This is a genomic window from Ketobacter sp. (assembly GCF_003671495.1).
Lineage (GTDB): Bacteria > Pseudomonadota > Gammaproteobacteria > Pseudomonadales > Ketobacteraceae > Ketobacter.
On sequence record NZ_RCHN01000016.1, the window covers coordinates 23,390 to 40,678 of the forward strand.

The window sequence follows — 17,289 nt, forward strand, 5'->3', positions numbered from 1 at the left end:
GGCAGGGGTTCCAGCTGGACCGGCTTTCAGGGCTGCAGGCGCACCAGGTTGGACAGTTTGGGGTTTTGTTTTTTGGCCGGACGGTACAGTACCGCCATTTTGCCGATCACCTGAGCCAGTTCCGCCCGGGTCTGGGCACAGATTTCCTCTATGATGGCGACCTTGTCTTCCCGCTCCAGCACATTGATGCGAACCTTGATCAGCTCATGGTCCTCCAATGCCCGCTCCAGTTCATTGATAACCCCTTCCGACAGGCCGTTTTCGGACACCAGCACCACCGGCTTCAGGTGATGAGCCAGTTTGCGAAAGCGTTTTTTCTGATCTTGGGTCAAAGCCATGGTGTGGTTACCTGTCTGCATGTCACGGGATGTCACGGGGCGCGTATTGTAGAGCAGTCCGCCCCCGGACACCAAAAAATTCGCAGGTGGCTTGCGCATCAGGCAAAATAAACAGCTGATGGTGGGGTATCCAAATATAGAGGTGTGTTTTGTCCCGATCCAAAACCAGTGGTAAATGGCTGCGTGAGCATTTTGATGACATTTATGTGCAGCGGGCCAAGGAGGATGGCTGGCGTTCCCGTGCTGTGTATAAGTTATTGGAAATCAATGAGAAAGACAAACTCATCAAGCCAGGGATGACGGTGCTGGACCTGGGGGCGGCCCCCGGTGGCTGGAGCCAGATGGCGGCGCAACTGGTGGGGGATCATGGTCTGGTCATCGCGTCGGACATCCTGGACATGGACCCGATTCCAGGGGTTCGCTTTCTTCAGGGTGACTTTCGTGAGCAATCTGTCTACCAGCAACTTCTTGAAATCATAGGAAATCGCCCCATTGACCTTGTAATCTGCGACATGGCCCCCAATATGAGTGGAATGAACGCAGTGGATCAGCCCCGTGCCATGTATCTGGCTGAACTGGCGTTGGATATGGTGCAACAGGTTTTGAAGAAAAACGGCGATTTCCTTGTCAAAGTATTCCAGGGTGAGGGTCTGCCCGAGTACCGCAAGGATTTGCAGCAGCATTTCGGCAAATTGATCACCCGTAAACCGGAGGCTTCCCGGCCCCGATCCAAGGAAGTTTACCTGCTTGGAAAGGGTTTTCGAGGTTCGTGACCTGATTCCAGCGAAAGATGGTGTAAGCGTCTATTGTGTAGTAATGTAGGTCATTAAACGCAGTAATAAGTATTCTCGCCTGGCTCTGGCCCGGCGTAAGTAAAGAGAGGGTAAACCCTTGAACGATATGGCAAAAAACCTCATCTTGTGGGTTGTGATCGCAATTGTTCTGCTTTCCGTCTTCAACAACTTCAGTGCGAACTCCAGTTCCCAGGCCATCCCCTACTCTCAGTTCGTAGAGTATGTGCAATCCGGCCAGGTGGATAAGGTCGTCATTGACGGTTCCACTGTCACGGGGCGAACCGTGACCAACGAGAAGTTCGAGACAGTTTTGCCCGCCATTACAGACATCGACCTGATGCCCATGCTGCTGGAAAACAGCGTGGCAGTGGAAGGACGTGCCCCCGAAAAACAAAGCCTGTGGGCGCAGTTGCTGGTGGCCTGTTTCCCCATATTGTTGATCGTCGCCATCTTCATGTTCTTCATGCGCCAGATGCAGGGCGGCGGCGGTGGCCGTGGTGGCCCCATGACGTTTGGCAAGAGCCGGGCCCGCCTGCTGAGCGAAGACCAGATCAAAACCACCTTTGCCGATGTGGCAGGGTGTGATGAGGCCAAGGATGAAGTGCAGGAGCTGGTGGAGTTCCTGCGCGACCCCGGTAAGTTCCAGCGTCTGGGCGGCAAGATCCCCCGTGGCGTGTTGATGGTGGGCCCTCCCGGTACCGGTAAAACCCTGTTGGCGAAGGCCATCGCCGGTGAAGCGAAAGTGCCGTTTTTCACCATCTCCGGTTCTGATTTTGTGGAAATGTTTGTGGGCGTGGGTGCGTCCCGTGTGCGCGACATGTTCGAGCAAGCCAAGAAGCAGGCCCCCTGCATTGTGTTCATTGATGAGATTGATGCGGTGGGTCGTTCCCGTGGTGCCGGCCTGGGTGGCGGTCATGATGAGCGGGAACAAACCCTGAACCAGTTGCTGGTGGAGATGGATGGTTTTGAAGCCAATGATGGTGTCATCGTCATCGCGGCCACCAACCGACCGGACGTGCTCGACTCCGCACTGTTGCGTCCGGGCCGGTTCGATCGCCAGGTAGTGGTGTCGGCACCGGATATTCGCGGTCGCGAGCAGATTCTGAAAGTGCATATGCGCAAAGTTCCCCTGGGTGATGATGTGGATGCCAAGTCCATAGCCCGTGGTACCCCCGGTTTCTCCGGCGCCGACCTGGCCAATCTGGTGAACGAGGCTGCCTTGTTTGCCGCCCGAGCCAGTAAGCGGGTGGTGGAAATGGCTGAATTCGAGAAAGCCAAAGACAAGATCCTGATGGGCGCCGAGCGTAAGAGCATGGTTATGTCCGAGAAGGAAAAGCTCAATACGGCCTATCACGAAGCCGGTCATGCCATCGTCGGGCGCCTGGTGCCTGAGCACGATCCGGTTTACAAGGTCAGTGTGATACCCCGTGGCCGTGCCCTGGGCGTGACCATGTATCTGCCGGAAGAAGACAAGTACAGTCAAAGCAAGCGTGCACTGGAAAGCATGGTGTGTTCCTTGTTCGGCGGACGCATTGCCGAGGAGATCACCCTGGGCAAAGACGGCGTCACCACCGGCGCCTCCAACGACATCCACCGGGCTACCGAAATTGCCCGCAACATGGTCACCAAATGGGGCTTGTCCGAAAAAATGGGCCCATTGAGTTATGAAGAGGATGAAGGCGAGGTGTTCCTGGGTCGTCAGTACACACAACGAAAAATGGTGTCTGGCCAGACCGCCAAAGAGATCGACGAGGAAGTCCGGAAAATCATCGATGATTGCTATCATCGTGCCCAGGCGATCCTGGAAGAGAATATGGACAAGCTGCACATGATGGCGGAAGCCCTTATGCTGTACGAGACCATCGACGCGGATCAAATCGAAGACATCATGGAAGGCCGCAAACCGCGCCCGCCGAAAGGCTGGAACGATTCCAACGATGGTCCCAGTGGTGGCAGTCCGGTAGTGGATACTGCCAGCGCTGGAAAAAAAGATGATTCCAGTACCGGTTCCATCGGTGGCCCGGCCAATACCCACTAAGCATTGAAACGCGAATGCCAATACCCGGTTCGCCCCCGAACGGCCTCCAGTGCGGAGGCCGTTTTTTAGATCTCTCCCGCCCCGCCGTAATGGGGGTGCTCAATGTAACTCCAGACTCCTTCTCTGATGGTGGCCGTTTCCTGGGTAGGGAATCCGCTTTGCAGCAGGCCGTGAGCATGGTGCAGCAGGGTGCAGCCATCATTGATATCGGGGGGGAGTCCACCCGCCCGGGTGCTGCGCCGGTGTCCGAGCAGGAAGAGCTGGACCGGGTGATCCCGGTGCTGGAAGCGTTGTCCGGCCAATTGGACGCGGTGATTTCCGTGGACACCAGTACCCCGGCGGTCATGCGTGAGGCGGAAGCCGCCGGCGCCGGCCTGATCAATGATGTGCGGGCATTGCTGCGGGAAGGCGCACTGGATTATGCCCGGCAAAGTGCGCTGCCGGTGTGCCTGATGCACATGCAGGGCACACCGCAATCCATGCAGGATGATCCCCGCTACCAGGATGTGCTGGACGATGTGGCGGATTTCCTGTTGCGCCGGGTTGAGGCCTGCCAGGCCGCCGGGATTGCAAGAGAGCGCTTGCTACTGGACCCGGGGTTCGGCTTCGGCAAAACCCTGCACCATAACCTGTCTATGCTCAGGCATCTGCAGCGCTTTGCGCAACTGGGGTTTCCGCTGCTGGTGGGTATGTCCCGCAAATCCATGATTGGTGCCGTTTTGGATAAGCCGGTGGAGCAGCGCTTACACGGCAGTGTGGCGGCGGCCCTGTTGGCAGCGCAAGCGGGAGCGCATATCATTCGTGTCCACGACGTCGGCCCTACAGTGGATGCCCTGAAAATTCTGGCTGCCGTTCAGGCGCAAGAGTAGAGCGGCCGTTTCTTCGGTGGAAAACAAAAGGAATCACCATGAGCAAACAGTATTTTGGCACGGATGGCATCCGGGGTACCGTCGGTAAAGCGCCGATCACACCGGAGTTCATGCTGAAGTTGGGATGGGCCGCAGGCAAGGTTTTTGCTCAGGATGAAGGGCGGCAAAAAATCCTGATTGGTAAAGACACCCGCATCTCCGGCTATATGTTTGAATCAGCATTGGAGGCGGGTTTGTCCGCTTCCGGTGTGGACGTGATGCTGCTGGGCCCCATGCCCACGCCGGCCATCGCCTACCTGACCCGAACCTACCGGGCAGCCGCGGGCATCGTCATCAGCGCCTCCCATAATCCTTATTATGACAATGGCATCAAGTTCTTTTGTACCGATGGCAAAAAACTGCCGGACGAAGTGGAGTTGGCCATTGAGGCTCAACTCAGCGAGCCCATGGATACTGTGCCCTCTGACCTGATCGGGAAAACCCGCAAGCTGGAGGATGCCCGGGGCCGATATATCGAATTCTGTAAAAGCACCTTCCCCCGTGAGTTGTCCCTGCATGGCTTGCGCGTCGTAGTGGATTGCGCCAATGGGGCCACTTATGCCCCGGGACCGGCGGTATTCGAGGAGCTGGGGGCGGAAGTCATTCCCATTGCTGTGAAACCGGATGGGCTTAACATTAACCACAATTGCGGCTCCACCCACCCCCAGGCACTGCAGGAAAAGGTGCTGGAGCTGCGGGCGGACCTTGGCATTGCGTTCGATGGCGATGGTGATCGGGTGCTTATGGTGGACGACCAGGGCGAGCTGGTGGATGGGGATGAACTCATTTTCATCATTGCCCAGGGTCGGCAGCAGGACCGGCGGCTGCAGACCGGCGTGGTGGGGACCCTGATGAGCAACTACGGTCTGGAGTTGGCGTTGCGGAATCTGGATATCGAGTTTGTGCGGGCCAATGTGGGTGATCGCTATGTGCTGGAGCTGCTGACGGAAAAGGGCTGGCTGCTGGGGGGTGAATCCTCCGGTCACATTGTGTGCCTGGACAAAACCACTACTGGTGATGGCATTGTCTCTGCCCTGCAGGTGCTGGCATCCATGGTGTCCCAGGGCAAATCCCTGCTGGAGCTGCGCCAGGGTATGACCAAGTTACCCCAGACCATGATCAATGTGCGTCTGCCGGAGAAGCGGGAGGTGGCCTCCATTCCCCAGGTGCAGGATGCGGTAAAGGCTGTGGAAGCCCAATTGTCGGGGCGGGGTCGGGTTTTGCTCAGGCCTTCCGGCACCGAGCCGTTGATCCGGGTGATGGTGGAAGGTGATAACGGTGCGGAAGTGGCCGCCTTGTGCCGCCAGATCGCCGATGTGGTGGCGGAAGTGATCAGCGCTTAGCCCCTTCTTGTATGTTGACACCTTCTTCGCTACCATTGCCGCCTCGTAAAAATGGAGGGTAGTGGCATGCGGACACCTGTTGTCGCGGGCAACTGGAAGATGAACGGCACCCGATCCAGCGTAGCCAGTCTACTGCAGGGGCTGAAGCAGGGCCTGCAGCCCGGGCGTACTGAGGTGCTGGTGTGTGCCCCGTATCCATTTTTGAACCAGGTGTCAGATGCGCTTTCCGGAACCCCGATTCGCTGGGGGGCGCAAAACGCCAGTCAGCATGAGTCAGGGGCTTACACTGGTGAGGTTTCTGTGGCCATGTTGCAGGAATTTGGCTGCAGCCATGTGATTTTGGGCCATTCCGAGCGCAGGGCTTTGTACGGTGAGCAGGATGACCTGGTTGCCGATAAGTTCTGTGCGGTGCAGCGGGCTGGGCTGGTTCCCATCCTGTGTGTCGGGGAAACCCTCGAGCAGCGGGACGCCGGAGACACCGTGGCCGTAGTGGAAGAGCAGTTGATGGCGGTGGTTGATCGTGCGGGGATCGCGGCGTTTGCGGATGCGGTTCTGGCCTACGAGCCGGTGTGGGCCATTGGTACCGGTCGCACGGCCACCCCGGAACAGGCACAGGAAGTTCATGCCGCACTAAGACAAAGGTTGGCGCAGATTGATGAGTCTGTGGCAAATGGCCTGTCCATTTTGTATGGCGGCAGTGTTAAGGCTGCCAATGCGGCAGAATTGTTTGGGTGCCCGGATATCGATGGCGGCTTGATTGGTGGGGCCTCCCTGGATGCTGAAGAATTTATTGCGATCTGCCAGGCGGCAGAATAATTAGGAAAACGACATGTTTGAAACCGTACTGTTAATCGTCTTGGTGGTGGTGGCCCTGGCTTTGATTGGCTTGGTGTTGATTCAGCAAGGGAAGGGTGCCGACGCCGGTGCGTCCTTTGGTGGGGGGGCATCCCAGACCGTCTTCGGCAGCGCCGGGTCGGGTAATTTCCTCACCAAGTCCTCCTGGTTACTGGCCGGTGTGTTTTTCGTCATTTGTCTGGGCTTGGCTTACATCGCGCGGGAGAAGGCCTCCGGTGGTGATTTCAGCTTCGAAGAGCCGGAGCAGGTGGTAGTGGAAACCATTGAGACCGATGTGCCCCAGTATGAGGAAGAAACCGAGAGTGCTGCAGCGGACGTGCCCGCGGTGCCTGCTGAGGCAGCGGCCCCTGAAGTGGCTGAAGACGTGCCAGCAGCGCCAGAAGAGGCAGAAGCTGCGACAGCACCGGCTGTGGCACCGGTTGAATAAATTGAATATTGCGGTGTGATTTCGGTGGAACGCCAAGGCGTTATCCGTTAAATTATGCCTCCCCGCCGAAGTGGTGAAATTGGTAGACACGCTATCTTGAGGGGGTAGTGGCCTAACGGTCGTGCCGGTTCAAGTCCGGCCTTCGGCACCAAATCAAGTGTAAGCCCGCACTGAGCGGGCTTTTTAAATTCTTTTTAAATACCAGCACTTAGAGAAAATTTTTATTTGTGACAACCTGTTGACAGGTCAAAACAAACTCTCTAAGATGCGCGTCTTGTCGATGCGGGGTGGAGCAGCCTGGTAGCTCGTCGGGCTCATAACCCGAAGGTCGTTGGTTCAAATCCAGCCCCCGCTACCAATCCTAAGCCGCCTGCCTGACCGGGAACTACCAGACCCGAGTCAGGCAGGCAGCGACTCTAGACTCAATGTCCTCTCGGTTTGAAGCCGGTGGTGTGAAACCAGTGTCGGGATGCAAGCTGACGGCAATGTGTTGAAGCGCTGTCGCAATCGTTGCTATAATTCGCAGCCGACGGGACTGGGTAAGAACCTTAAGTGTTTAGGTCGAGCCCATGCGGAGCTAACGAGTAAGAATTTTGAAAGCCCCTACTATTAGGGGCTTTTTATTAGGAATAATTTGGCCGGGCAAGTCGTGGATGCATGCCGGGTCAAACAGTTGTGGGCCATGGTGCCCACTTTTTGTTTGTGAAACCGAGATAGAGTCCAGACGTTACGTGTCATCAAAACGAATCGAAACTTTGAAAGAAATGCTGGAGCCTGCGGTCAATGCGGTGGGTATGGAGCTGTGGGGCATTGAGTTTTTGTCCCAGGGCAAGCATTCCATTCTGCGGGTGTACATCGATTCCGAAAACGGCGTCACCATCGATAATTGCGAGGCAGCCTCCCATCAGGTGAGCGGTGTTCTCGATGTGGAAGATCCTATTAACGGCGAATACAACCTGGAAGTCTCCTCTCCGGGTATGGATCGCCCCCTTTTTACCTTTGACCAGTTTGCCGCCTACGAAGGCGAGCTGATCAAGGTGCGTTTGCAAATGGCCGTGAACGGCATGAGAAATTTCACCGGTAAGCTGTTGGCTGCGAAAGATGATGCGCTCACTTTCCAGATTGATAACCAGCAGCTCACTGTTTCCATCAACCAAATTGATAAGGCAAACCTGGTCCCAATTTTCGACTAACGTGCTGATGGATATCTATCGTACGCAGTCTCAGGGTGAGGCAGTGAGATGAGCAAAGAAATACTTTTGGTAGCGGATACCGTATCCAACGAGAAAGGCGTTGATAAAGACGTGATCTTCGGCGCCGTTGAACTGGCGCTGGCAACAGCCACTAAAAAACGATTCCCTTCCGATGACGTGGATATCCGGGTGAGCATCAACCGCACCACCGGAGATTACGATACCTATCGTCGCTGGCATGTGGTCCTGGATGAGGACTTTGAGTTTCCCGGTCGTCACCTGACCCTGGACGAAGCCCACGATATCGATAAAAACCTGAACATTGGTGATACCTGGGAAGAGGAAATCGAGTCCATCGATTTTGGCCGTATTGCCGCCCAGACTGCCAAGCAGGTAATCGTACAGAAAGTGCGTGAGGCTGAGCGTCAACAGGTGATCGAGGCATTTCTGGATCGCATCGGTGAACTGGTCAGTGGCACGGTCAAGAAAGTGACCCGTGACAGCGTAATCCTGGATCTGGGCAACAACGCAGAAGCCCTGTTGCCACGGGATGAAATGATTCCGCGCGAAACCTTCCGCATGAGTGACCGTGTGCGGGCGGTGTTGCACGGTGTGAACCGGGAAAACCGTGGTCCGCAGCTGTTTGTCAGCCGCAGCAGCCCCGAAATGCTGATCGAGCTGTTCAAGATTGAAGTGCCGGAGATCGGTGAAGACCTGATTGAGATCAAGGGCGCGGCCCGCGATCCTGGCTCCCGTGCCAAGATTGCCGTAAAAACCCACGACCAGCGGGTAGACCCGGTGGGTGCCTGCGTGGGGATGCGTGGCGCCCGGGTACAGGCGGTTTCCAACGAGTTGGGCGGTGAGCGCATCGATATTGTGTTGTGGGACGACAACGTGGCCCAGTTCGTGATCAACGCTATGTCGCCCGCGGATGTGGTGTCTATTGTGGTGGACGAAGACCGTCATGCCATGGACATCGCAGTAGAGGAAGATCAGTTGGCCCAGGCCATTGGTAAAGGCGGACAGAACATTCGTCTGGCCAGCGAGTTGTCCGGTTGGGACTTGAATGTCATGACCGTGGAACAGGCCCAGAGCAAGCAGGAAGAAGAAGCCGGCGAGCTGGTTGAGCGCTTCATGGTTGAGCTGGACGTGGACGAAGACGTGGCCGTGGTGTTGGTGGAAGAAGGTTTCACCAGCCTGGAAGAAGTGGCCTATGTTCCGAAAGAGGAAATGATGTCGATCGATGGCTTTGATGAGGATGTTGTGGACGAATTGCGGCGTCGGGCCAAAGACTCGCTGCTGACCAAAGCTCTGGTATCGGAAGAAAAACTGGAAGGTGAACAGGCGCCTGCTGAAGACCTGTTGAATATGGACGGTATGGATAAAACCACCGCCTACGCGCTGGCAAAGATTGGCATCATCACCATGGATGACCTGGCAGAACAGGCCGTTGATGACCTGTTGGATGTGGAAGGCATTGATGAAGAACGCGCCGCGCAATTGATAATGACTGCACGTGCCCCCTGGTTCGAGGATCAGGAATAACCTGATCCCGACCCAGAGCATTTAACCGGCACGAAGAACAGGAGTGAGAAACGCTGATATGGCAGAAGTGACCGTCGCACAGCTAGCAGATGTCGTGGGTATACCCGTTGAGACTCTATTGCAGCAAATGAAAGACGCGGGGCTGACTCACAAAGATCCAGCGCAAGCTGTATCAGATACTGAGAAAGAGCAATTGTTGGCTCACCTGAAGCGATCCCATGGTGAGTCTGATTCTGCGCCCAAGAAAATCACCCTCAAGCGGAAGAGCGTCAGTACGCTGAAAGTGAGTGGTTCCCAGGGCCGCAGCAAAACCGTAAACGTTGAAGTGCGGAAAAAACGCACCTATGTGAAACGTTCCACTGTAGAAGCGGAAGAGGCGGCTAAAGCAGAAGAAGCTCGCCTGGAAGCGGAACGCATAGCGGCGGAAGAAGCCGAAGCCGCTGCGAAGAAAGCAGAGCAGGAACGCCTGGCTGCGGAGAAGAAAGCGGCGGAAGAAGCCCGCAAGGCGGCTGAGGAAGCGGCTCAGGCAGAAGAGGTCAGCGAGCCTTCAGACGTTAAAGCTGCCAAGTCGAAGAAAGAGCCTGCACCCGCTAAGGAAGCGCCTAAGAAGCCGGAGAAAAGTCCGGAAGAACAAGCCGCTGAAGACGCCCGCAAAGCTGAAGAAGCCAAGCGTAGAGAAGAAATTCGCAAGAAAGCGGAAGACGAAGCCCGTCAGCGTACTTTGGAAGAAGCCCGTCGCATTGCCCAGGAACTGGAAGGCCGTTCAGACGACGAAGCTGCCAGTAAAGAAGAGCTGTTGGAAGAAGAAAAGGACGCCATTGTTAAGCGCGCGTTTGAAGACAGCCTGGATCGCGAAGCGCGTCAGGCCAAGCGCGCTCGTAAAGTTCCCAAGAAGAAAGGCAAGGATAAACAGCCTGAGCGCAAGATTGTGCCTCGTGTTTCCGCCTCTCGCCTTAACCAACACGGGTTCCAGAACCCGACAGGACCTGTCGTGCGTGAAGTTGCCCTAGGCGATAGTATTCTGGTTTCAGATTTAGCCCAGCAAATGTCCGTTAAAGGTGCCGCAGTGGTGAAATCGCTGTTTAACCTGGGCGTTATGGCGACCATGAACCAGGCCATTGACCGTGATACTGCCCAATTAATCGTTGAAGAGTTTGGCCACAACGTCAAACTGGTCAGCGAAGATGCGGTTGAGGATTCTCTGGTAGAACACCTGGAAGATACCCAGACCGATAGCGAAATGGCATCCCGGGCTCCGGTGGTGACCATCATGGGTCACGTTGACCACGGTAAAACGTCCTTGCTGGATTACATTCGACGCACCCGCGTTGCCGCTGGTGAAGCCGGTGGTATTACCCAGCACATTGGTGCCTATCACGTTGAAACCGGTCACGGCATGATCACCTTCCTGGATACACCCGGCCATGCGGCATTTACACAGATGCGGGCTCGTGGTGCTTCCTGTACGGACATCGTGGTGTTGGTGGTGGCAGCCGATGACGGCATGATGCCGCAGACTGCTGAAGCAATCGATCACGCCCGTGCCGCCAACGTGCCGATCATTGTGGCTGTGAACAAAATGGATAAGGAAGACGCCGATCCGGAGCGGGTTAAATCGGATCTGTCGCAGAAGGAAGTCATTTCTGAAGAATGGGGTGGCGATACTCAGTTTGTACACGTATCTGCTCACACAGGGCAGGGTATTGACGAGCTGCTGGATGCCATCCTGCTGCAATCCGAAGTCCTTGAGTTGAAAGCTGTGCCCACCGGTGCCGCTCGCGGTATCGTAATTGAATCCCGTGTGGATAAAGGCCGTGGTGTGGTAGCCAGCTTGTTGGTGCAGAACGGTATTCTGAACCAGGGTGATATGGTTCTGGCCGGTGAGCACTATGGTCGTGTGCGTGCCATGTTGGATGAAAACGGTAAGCCAATAAAGGAAGCCGGACCTTCTATTCCTGTGGAGATCCTGGGTTTGGCTGGTGCGCCAGATGCGGGTGAAGAATTCCAGATCGTTCCAGATGAACGCAAGGCCCGTGAAGTGGCCGAGTTCCGCCAGAAGAAGCTGCGCCATAACCGTTTGGCCCGTCAACAGGCGGCTAAACTGGAGAATATATTCGAGAACATGGGCGCAGGCGAAGCCGCTTCGGTCAATATCGTATTGAAGACCGATGTGCGCGGTTCACTGGAAGCGTTGCAAACAGCATTGATTGATTTGTCCACCGACGAAGTAAAAGTGAATATCGTCTCCTCCGGCGTAGGCGGTATCAACGAATCCGACGTCAACTTGGCATTGACCTCCAATGCGGTGGTTATCGGCTTTAACGTACGTGCTGATGGCTCGGCCCGCAAGTTGTGTCAGGAAGAGGGCATCGAGCTGCGTTACTACAGCGTTATCTACGACATCATCGAAGATGTGAAGAATGCCATGTCAGGTCTGCTGGAGCCTGAGCTGCGTGAAGAGATCGTAGGGGTGGCAGAGGTGCGCGATGTATTCCGTTCCTCCAAGTTCGGTGCTGTGGCTGGTTGTAAGGTAGTGGAAGGTACCATCTACCGTAACAAGCCGATCCGTGTATTGCGCGATGACGTAGTAGTCTTCCAGGGTGAACTGGAATCCCTGCGCCGCTTCAAGGATGACGTAAACGAAGTGAATGCCGGTATCGAATGTGGTATCGCAGTGAAGAGCTACAACGACGTGAAAGAAGGCGACAAGATCGAAGTCTTTAACGTGAAAAAAGTAGCTCGCACCATTTAAGAGGTGATTATCGTTGCGTCATAGTGCCCGTGGTTATAACCGTACCGATCGCATAGCCGACCAGATCCAGCGGGATCTGGCCGTGTTGCTACAGCGGGAAGTCAAGGACCCCCGTGTCGGCATGGTTACCATCAACAGTGTGAATGTAAGCAAAGATCTGGCGTTTGCCGATGTTTATGTCACCTTTATGGGGATCAACGAAGACCAGAACGTGGAGGAGTCGCTGGAGGTGCTGGAGCACGCCGGTGGCTTCCTGCGCAGCCTGTTGGCCAAAAGCATCAAGCTGCGGGTGATGCCCCGACTGCGTTTTCACTACGATCACACCATTGTTGACGGCCCGCGCATGTCGCGTCTGATTGATCGGGCAGTGGCCGAAGACAAAGCCCGTCATCGCGACGAAAACCAAAGCGAAACCGACGGAGAGTAACCTTGGCAAAGCGACGAAATCGGGGCCGTGCCGTCGACGGCGTACTGGTATTGGACAAACCTGGCGGTTGCACCTCCAACGAGATACTGCAACGGGTCAAGCGTATGTTCGGCGCCGCCAAAGCGGGGCATACCGGTAGCCTGGACCCGCTGGCCACTGGCGTGTTACCGCTGTGCTTTGGCGAGGCCACCAAGTTTTCCCAGTTTTTGCTGGATGCGGACAAAGCCTACGTGGTGAAAGCCAAGTGGGGTGAACGCACAGACACCGCCGATGCTGATGGTGAAGTGGTGGAAACCTGTGCCACCGATGGGCTGACCCGGGAGGCACTGTTGAGTACCCTGGAACGCTTCCGCGGTGAGATTGAGCAGGTACCATCCATGTATTCCGCGCTCAAGCACAACGGGCAGCCGCTGTACAAACTGGCGCGCCAGGGTGTGGAAGTTGAGCGCAAGGCGCGCAAAGTGCACATTCACAGCCTGGAGCTGCTAGACTTCGATACCACCCATTTCAGTCTGGCGGTGGCCTGCAGCAAGGGCACCTATGTGCGCAATCTGGTGGAAGATGTTGCCGCCGCTTTGGGTAATCTGGCGCATGTGGTAGAATTGCGCCGCACCCAGGCCGGGCCCTATACCCTGGAACAGGCGGTGACCATTGATGAATTGTCGCAAGCCATTGATTCCGGTGGGCATAAAGCCCTCGATGAGCTGCTGTTACCCCTCGGGACCAGTGCCGATCACTGGCCTGCATTGGCGCTGACGGAAGCCACTGCGTTTTATCTGCGCAACGGTAATCCGGTGCAGATCCCCGGTTCGCCGGCGGAGGGTTGGGTCAAATTGACCGGCCCGAATGAAGAATTTATTGGTGTTGGTGAGGTGCTGGACGATGGTAAAGTGGCTCCCCGACGCTTGATAAGTAGCAGCCAGTAGCTGCGCAAGTAGTAACCGACCGAACTGTAAATATGCGTGGTCCGGCCGGTTTTTAATCTAAGCATATTGGAGAAAAGACAATGTCATTAAGTGCTGAACAAAAAGCGAAAGTTGTTGCCGAACACGCTCGTGCTCAAGGCGATACCGGTTCCCCTGAAGTCCAAGTTGCCCTGCTGACTGCACAGATCAATCAGCTGCAAGGCCACTTTAAAGCGCATAACAAGGATCACCACTCTCGTCGTGGTCTGATCCGCATGGTTAACCAGCGTCGTAAACTGCTGGACTACCTGAAGCGCAAGGACCTGGACCGTTATACTGCCTTGATCGGCAAGCTGGGCCTGCGTCGTTAATGCACCACTGGCTAAGCACCTATTCAGCATCCCCCAGGTTCCAGAGGTTTGTCTCTGGAGGGTTGGCGCGGTTCTGATACGCTAAAAACACGGCACTCATCTTCGGATCAGTGCCGTGTTTTTTTAGTGGCCCCATGCAATGGCCAGGTGACATTGAACAATATTGGTAAAACTCCGGCTTCTGAATACAAACATCAATTGGAAAGCGAGTTGTGCTGGAGTCTCGAAACGGAAGGTGAATAATGTTTAAAGTGGTTAGAAAAGAATTTAAATTCGGTGATCAGACGTTTGTATTGGAAACCGGAAAAGTTGCCCGTCAAGCCACCGGTGCGGTGGTCGTAACGACGGAATCCTGCTCTGTGCTGGTGACGGTGGTGGCCCGCAAAGACGCAGCGCCCGGTGCCGATTTCTTCCCCCTGACGGTTAACTATCAGGAAAAATTCTACGCTGCCGGTCGTATCCCCGGTGGTTTCATGAAGCGTGAAGGTCGTCCTTCTGAAAAGGAAACCCTGACTTCGCGCTTGATCGATCGTCCCATCCGCCCCCTGTTCCCCGATGGCTTCTTCAATGAAGTTCAGGTCATCGCCACAGTGATGTCCACTGACAAGCAGCATGATCCGGATATCGCTGCCATGATCGGTGCTTCTGCTGCATTGTCCATTGCCGGCATCCCGTTCCTCGGCCCCATCGCAGCGGCCCGGGTGGGTTACACCGATGGCATGTACATGCTGAACCCCACCTATAAGCAGCTGGAAACGTCCATGCTGGACCTGGTGGTGGCAGGGACCGACGAAGCAGTATTGATGGTGGAATCCGAAGCTCAGGAGCTGACGGAAGACCAGATGCTGGGCGCGGTATTGTTTGGCCATATGGAAATGCAGAAAGCCATCACCGCCATCAAGGAATTCGCGGCTGAAGTCGGTACCCCCAAGTGGGACTGGCAGCCCCCTGCAGAAAATACACCCTTGATCGAAGCGGTGAAATCCATCCTGGCCGGTCGCCTGGCGGAAGCCTATCAGATCCACGACAAGCAGGCCCGTTATGCGCGGGTGGATGAACTGCGCAGCGAAGTGGTCGCGGCACTGTGCAAGGCTGAAGATGAAAACGCCCCGACCGAGCGTGAAGTGAAAGACACTTTCCACGATCTGGAGTATGTGACCGTGCGGGAGAACATCCTGTCCGGCAAACCCCGTATCGATGGTCGTGATCTGAAAACCGTTCGCCCGATTGCGGTGGAAACCGGCGTGATGCCTCGTACCCACGGTTCTGCCCTGTTTACCCGGGGTGAAACCCAGGCCATCGTCACCGCTACCCTGGGCAGCCTGCGGGATTCCCAGAGTGTGGACTCCATCGAAGGCATGAAGCAGGATCCATTCATGCTTCACTACAACTTCCCGCCGTTCTGTGTGGGCGAGATCAGTTTCCAACTGGCGCCCAAGCGCCGTGAGATCGGTCACGGTCGCCTGGCCCGTCGCGGTGTCCAGGCGATGCTGCCGGACAGCAATGACTTCCCCTACGCCATCCGCGTGGTATCCGAAATCACCGAGTCCAACGGTTCTTCTTCCATGGCATCGGTGTGTGGTTCTTCCCTGGCGTTGATGGATGCCGGCGTTCCCATGAAGGCACCGGTCGCCGGTATTGCCATGGGTCTGGTGAAGGAAGGTGAGCGTTTCTCGGTGCTGTCCGATATCCTGGGTGACGAAGATCACCTGGGTGACATGGACTTCAAAGTGGCCGGCAGTGAAAACGGTATTACTGCTCTGCAGATGGATATCAAGATTACTGGTATCACGGAAGAGATCATGGAAATCGCCTTGAACCAGGCTCGCGAAGGTCGCATGCACATCCTGGGTGAGATGAACAAGGTTCTGGCCGCGCCGCGGGGCACTCTGTCTTCCGATGCACCGGTGTACCTGACCATCAAGATCCACCCGGATAAGATTCGTGACGTGATCGGTAAGGGTGGTGCCACCATCCGCAGCATTTGCGAAGAGTCCGGTGCGGAAATCGATATCCAGGACGACGGCCAGGTGCGCATCTACGGTGAGAATCAGGCTGCGGCGGAAAAAGCCCTGTCCATGGTGGAAGGCATCACGGCGGAAGCGGAAGTGGGCCAACTGTACACCGGCAAGGTGAACAAGATTGTGGACTTCGGTGCGTTCGTTAACATTCTGCCCGGTACCGACGGCCTGGTTCATATCTCTCAGATTGCTGAAGAGCGCGTGAATAATGTAAGTGATTACTTACAGGAAGGCCAGGAAGTGACCGTTAAGGTGTTGGACATTGATAACCGTGGCCGCATCAAGCTGAGCATCAAGGAAGCGCTGGCGGAACAAGCCGGTGGTGCTTCTGCGGAGTGAACGCTGACAAGCTAATCCGATAAGGATTTCGGTTATAAAAGGGAGCTAAATGCTCCCTTTTTATTTACATACGGTTATATAAATTACAGTTGTGTTTGTGAAGACCATTGCGTACCCTAATGTAATTCGAGACTAATTGGGCATTTTGTATTGGGATTGGCGCCGGGTTTTGGTCCTGGGCATGTGTCAGATTTTCGCTGACATTTCCTTGCCCAACGTGGGTCTCATTCGGTTACTATCTACATCAGAACGACAGAGCGAAAAGAACAATAAATATATTGGAGGAAAGGGAAATGCCATTGCAAAAACTAGGCTGTGTTAAAGCATTGGTCGCGTCATCCGCATTGCTGTTTTCGAGCCTGACGCTTGCCTATGACTGGCAACTGGACAAGGACGAAAATGGTATTCAACTCTATACGAAAGAATCTCAAACTGCTCCCCTGAAACAGGTGAAAGTGGTGACGTCTGTGAAGGCTAGCCTGTCCAGCCTGGTGTCTTTCCTGTCCGATCACAGTGCGTTTCCAGACTGGATGGACAAAGTCTCCAAGGTGGAGAAACTGAAGGACATCAGTGAGCAGGAGTCCATTACCTATACGGTGGTGGATGCCCCCTGGCCGGAGCGGGATCGTGATGCGGTGCTCTACTCCAAGTGGGAACAGAACCCGGAAACCCTGGTGGTGACCAAGAAAGTGTATTCAGAGCCTCAGTACCTGAGCGCGGACTCCAGCATGATTCGAAGCCCTTATCTGGAAGCGGAATGGGTGTTAACACCGCGGGGCAATGGTATGGTGGAAGTGGCTTATGTGTCGGACTATGATCCGGGTGGTGATGTTCAGGGTTGGCTGTTGGATATGTTTACCTATGAGATGCCCTACAACACCATGAAGAATCTGCGGGCTTCAGCACTGGGTAAGTACGAAGGCGCCAAGTTTGCCTTCATTAAAGAGCCGGTGTCAGACGGTGTTGCCATGACCCAATGACGCTTGAGTCAAAGATGTTGGTGAAATAAAAAAGGGGCCTCAAACGGCCCTTT

The 17,289-nt window shown here is 55.4% G+C and carries 15 protein-coding genes and 2 tRNA genes; 16 read left to right on the forward strand and 1 reads right to left on the reverse strand.

The features are described 5' to 3' along the window. Window positions 1-26: 26 nt before the first annotated feature. The gene (gene yhbY / locus D9N14_RS08330; RefSeq protein ID WP_290578910.1) at window positions 27-338 is read right to left on the reverse strand and encodes a ribosome assembly RNA-binding protein YhbY; all 312 of its coding nucleotides are present in this window, start codon (window positions 336-338) and stop codon (window positions 27-29) included. A 149-nt stretch (window positions 339-487) separates the two neighbouring features. On the opposite strand from yhbY, the gene rlmE reads away from it, so the two are divergent. The 16 genes from rlmE to D9N14_RS08410 all read left to right on the forward strand — a co-directional run bounded on the left by rlmE (window position 488) and on the right by D9N14_RS08410 (window position 17,236). Next, complete coding sequence (rlmE, locus tag D9N14_RS08335) at window positions 488-1,111, forward strand: 23S rRNA (uridine(2552)-2'-O)-methyltransferase RlmE (RefSeq protein ID WP_290578911.1); 624 nt, start codon at window positions 488-490, stop codon at window positions 1,109-1,111. Window positions 1,112-1,238: 127 nt separating this feature from the next. Next, a complete protein-coding gene (ftsH, locus tag D9N14_RS08340; RefSeq protein ID WP_290578966.1) occupies window positions 1,239-3,170 on the forward strand; it encodes an ATP-dependent zinc metalloprotease FtsH in 1,932 nt (643 codons plus the stop codon). A 14-nt stretch (window positions 3,171-3,184) separates the two neighbouring features. Further along, the gene (folP, locus tag D9N14_RS08345) at window positions 3,185-4,039 is read left to right on the forward strand and encodes a dihydropteroate synthase (RefSeq protein WP_290578912.1); all 855 of its coding nucleotides are present in this window, start codon (window positions 3,185-3,187) and stop codon (window positions 4,037-4,039) included. 38 nt (window positions 4,040-4,077) lie between these two features. After that, entirely contained in the window at window positions 4,078-5,421 is a 1,344-nt protein-coding gene (gene glmM / locus D9N14_RS08350) for a phosphoglucosamine mutase (protein ID WP_290578913.1), read from the forward strand. Between the two features lie 66 nt (window positions 5,422-5,487). Next, window positions 5,488-6,237 carry a triose-phosphate isomerase gene (gene tpiA, locus D9N14_RS08355; RefSeq protein WP_290578914.1) on the forward strand — a complete coding sequence of 250 codons (750 nt, stop codon included), beginning with the start codon at window positions 5,488-5,490 and terminating at the stop codon, window positions 6,235-6,237. A gap of 13 nt (window positions 6,238-6,250) precedes the next feature. After that, entirely contained in the window at window positions 6,251-6,703 is a 453-nt protein-coding gene (gene secG / locus D9N14_RS08360; protein ID WP_290578915.1) for a preprotein translocase subunit SecG, read from the forward strand. A gap of 64 nt (window positions 6,704-6,767) precedes the next feature. Continuing rightward, a tRNA-Leu gene (locus D9N14_RS08365) sits at window positions 6,768-6,854 on the forward strand. A 130-nt stretch (window positions 6,855-6,984) separates the two neighbouring features. Beyond that, window positions 6,985-7,061 (forward strand) — tRNA-Met (locus D9N14_RS08370). 373 nt (window positions 7,062-7,434) lie between these two features. After that, window positions 7,435-7,896: a ribosome maturation factor RimP gene (gene rimP, locus D9N14_RS08375; RefSeq protein ID WP_290578916.1), complete on the forward strand. Its 462-nt coding sequence runs from the start codon at window positions 7,435-7,437 to the stop codon at window positions 7,894-7,896. A 48-nt stretch (window positions 7,897-7,944) separates the two neighbouring features. After that, window positions 7,945-9,441: a transcription termination factor NusA gene (gene nusA, locus D9N14_RS08380; RefSeq protein WP_290578917.1), complete on the forward strand. Its 1,497-nt coding sequence runs from the start codon at window positions 7,945-7,947 to the stop codon at window positions 9,439-9,441. A 58-nt stretch (window positions 9,442-9,499) separates the two neighbouring features. Next, on the forward strand, window positions 9,500-12,193 hold the full coding sequence (gene infB / locus D9N14_RS08385) for a translation initiation factor IF-2 (RefSeq protein WP_290578918.1): 2,694 nt from the start codon (window positions 9,500-9,502) through the stop codon (window positions 12,191-12,193). A gap of 13 nt (window positions 12,194-12,206) precedes the next feature. Further along, window positions 12,207-12,620 carry a 30S ribosome-binding factor RbfA gene (rbfA, locus tag D9N14_RS08390; protein WP_290578919.1) on the forward strand — a complete coding sequence of 138 codons (414 nt, stop codon included), beginning with the start codon at window positions 12,207-12,209 and terminating at the stop codon, window positions 12,618-12,620. Between the two features lie 2 nt (window positions 12,621-12,622). After that, window positions 12,623-13,546 (forward strand): tRNA pseudouridine(55) synthase TruB, encoded by a 924-nt coding sequence (gene truB, locus D9N14_RS08395; RefSeq protein WP_290578920.1) that lies wholly within the window; start codon window positions 12,623-12,625, stop codon window positions 13,544-13,546. A gap of 80 nt (window positions 13,547-13,626) precedes the next feature. Further along, entirely contained in the window at window positions 13,627-13,896 is a 270-nt protein-coding gene (gene rpsO / locus D9N14_RS08400) for a 30S ribosomal protein S15 (protein ID WP_290578921.1), read from the forward strand. A gap of 242 nt (window positions 13,897-14,138) precedes the next feature. Further along, a complete protein-coding gene (gene pnp / locus D9N14_RS08405; protein ID WP_290578922.1) occupies window positions 14,139-16,256 on the forward strand; it encodes a polyribonucleotide nucleotidyltransferase in 2,118 nt (705 codons plus the stop codon). Window positions 16,257-16,549: 293 nt separating this feature from the next. After that, on the forward strand, window positions 16,550-17,236 hold the full coding sequence (locus D9N14_RS08410) for an START domain-containing protein (RefSeq protein ID WP_290578923.1): 687 nt from the start codon (window positions 16,550-16,552) through the stop codon (window positions 17,234-17,236). The last annotated feature ends 53 nt before the right edge of the window (window positions 17,237-17,289 follow it).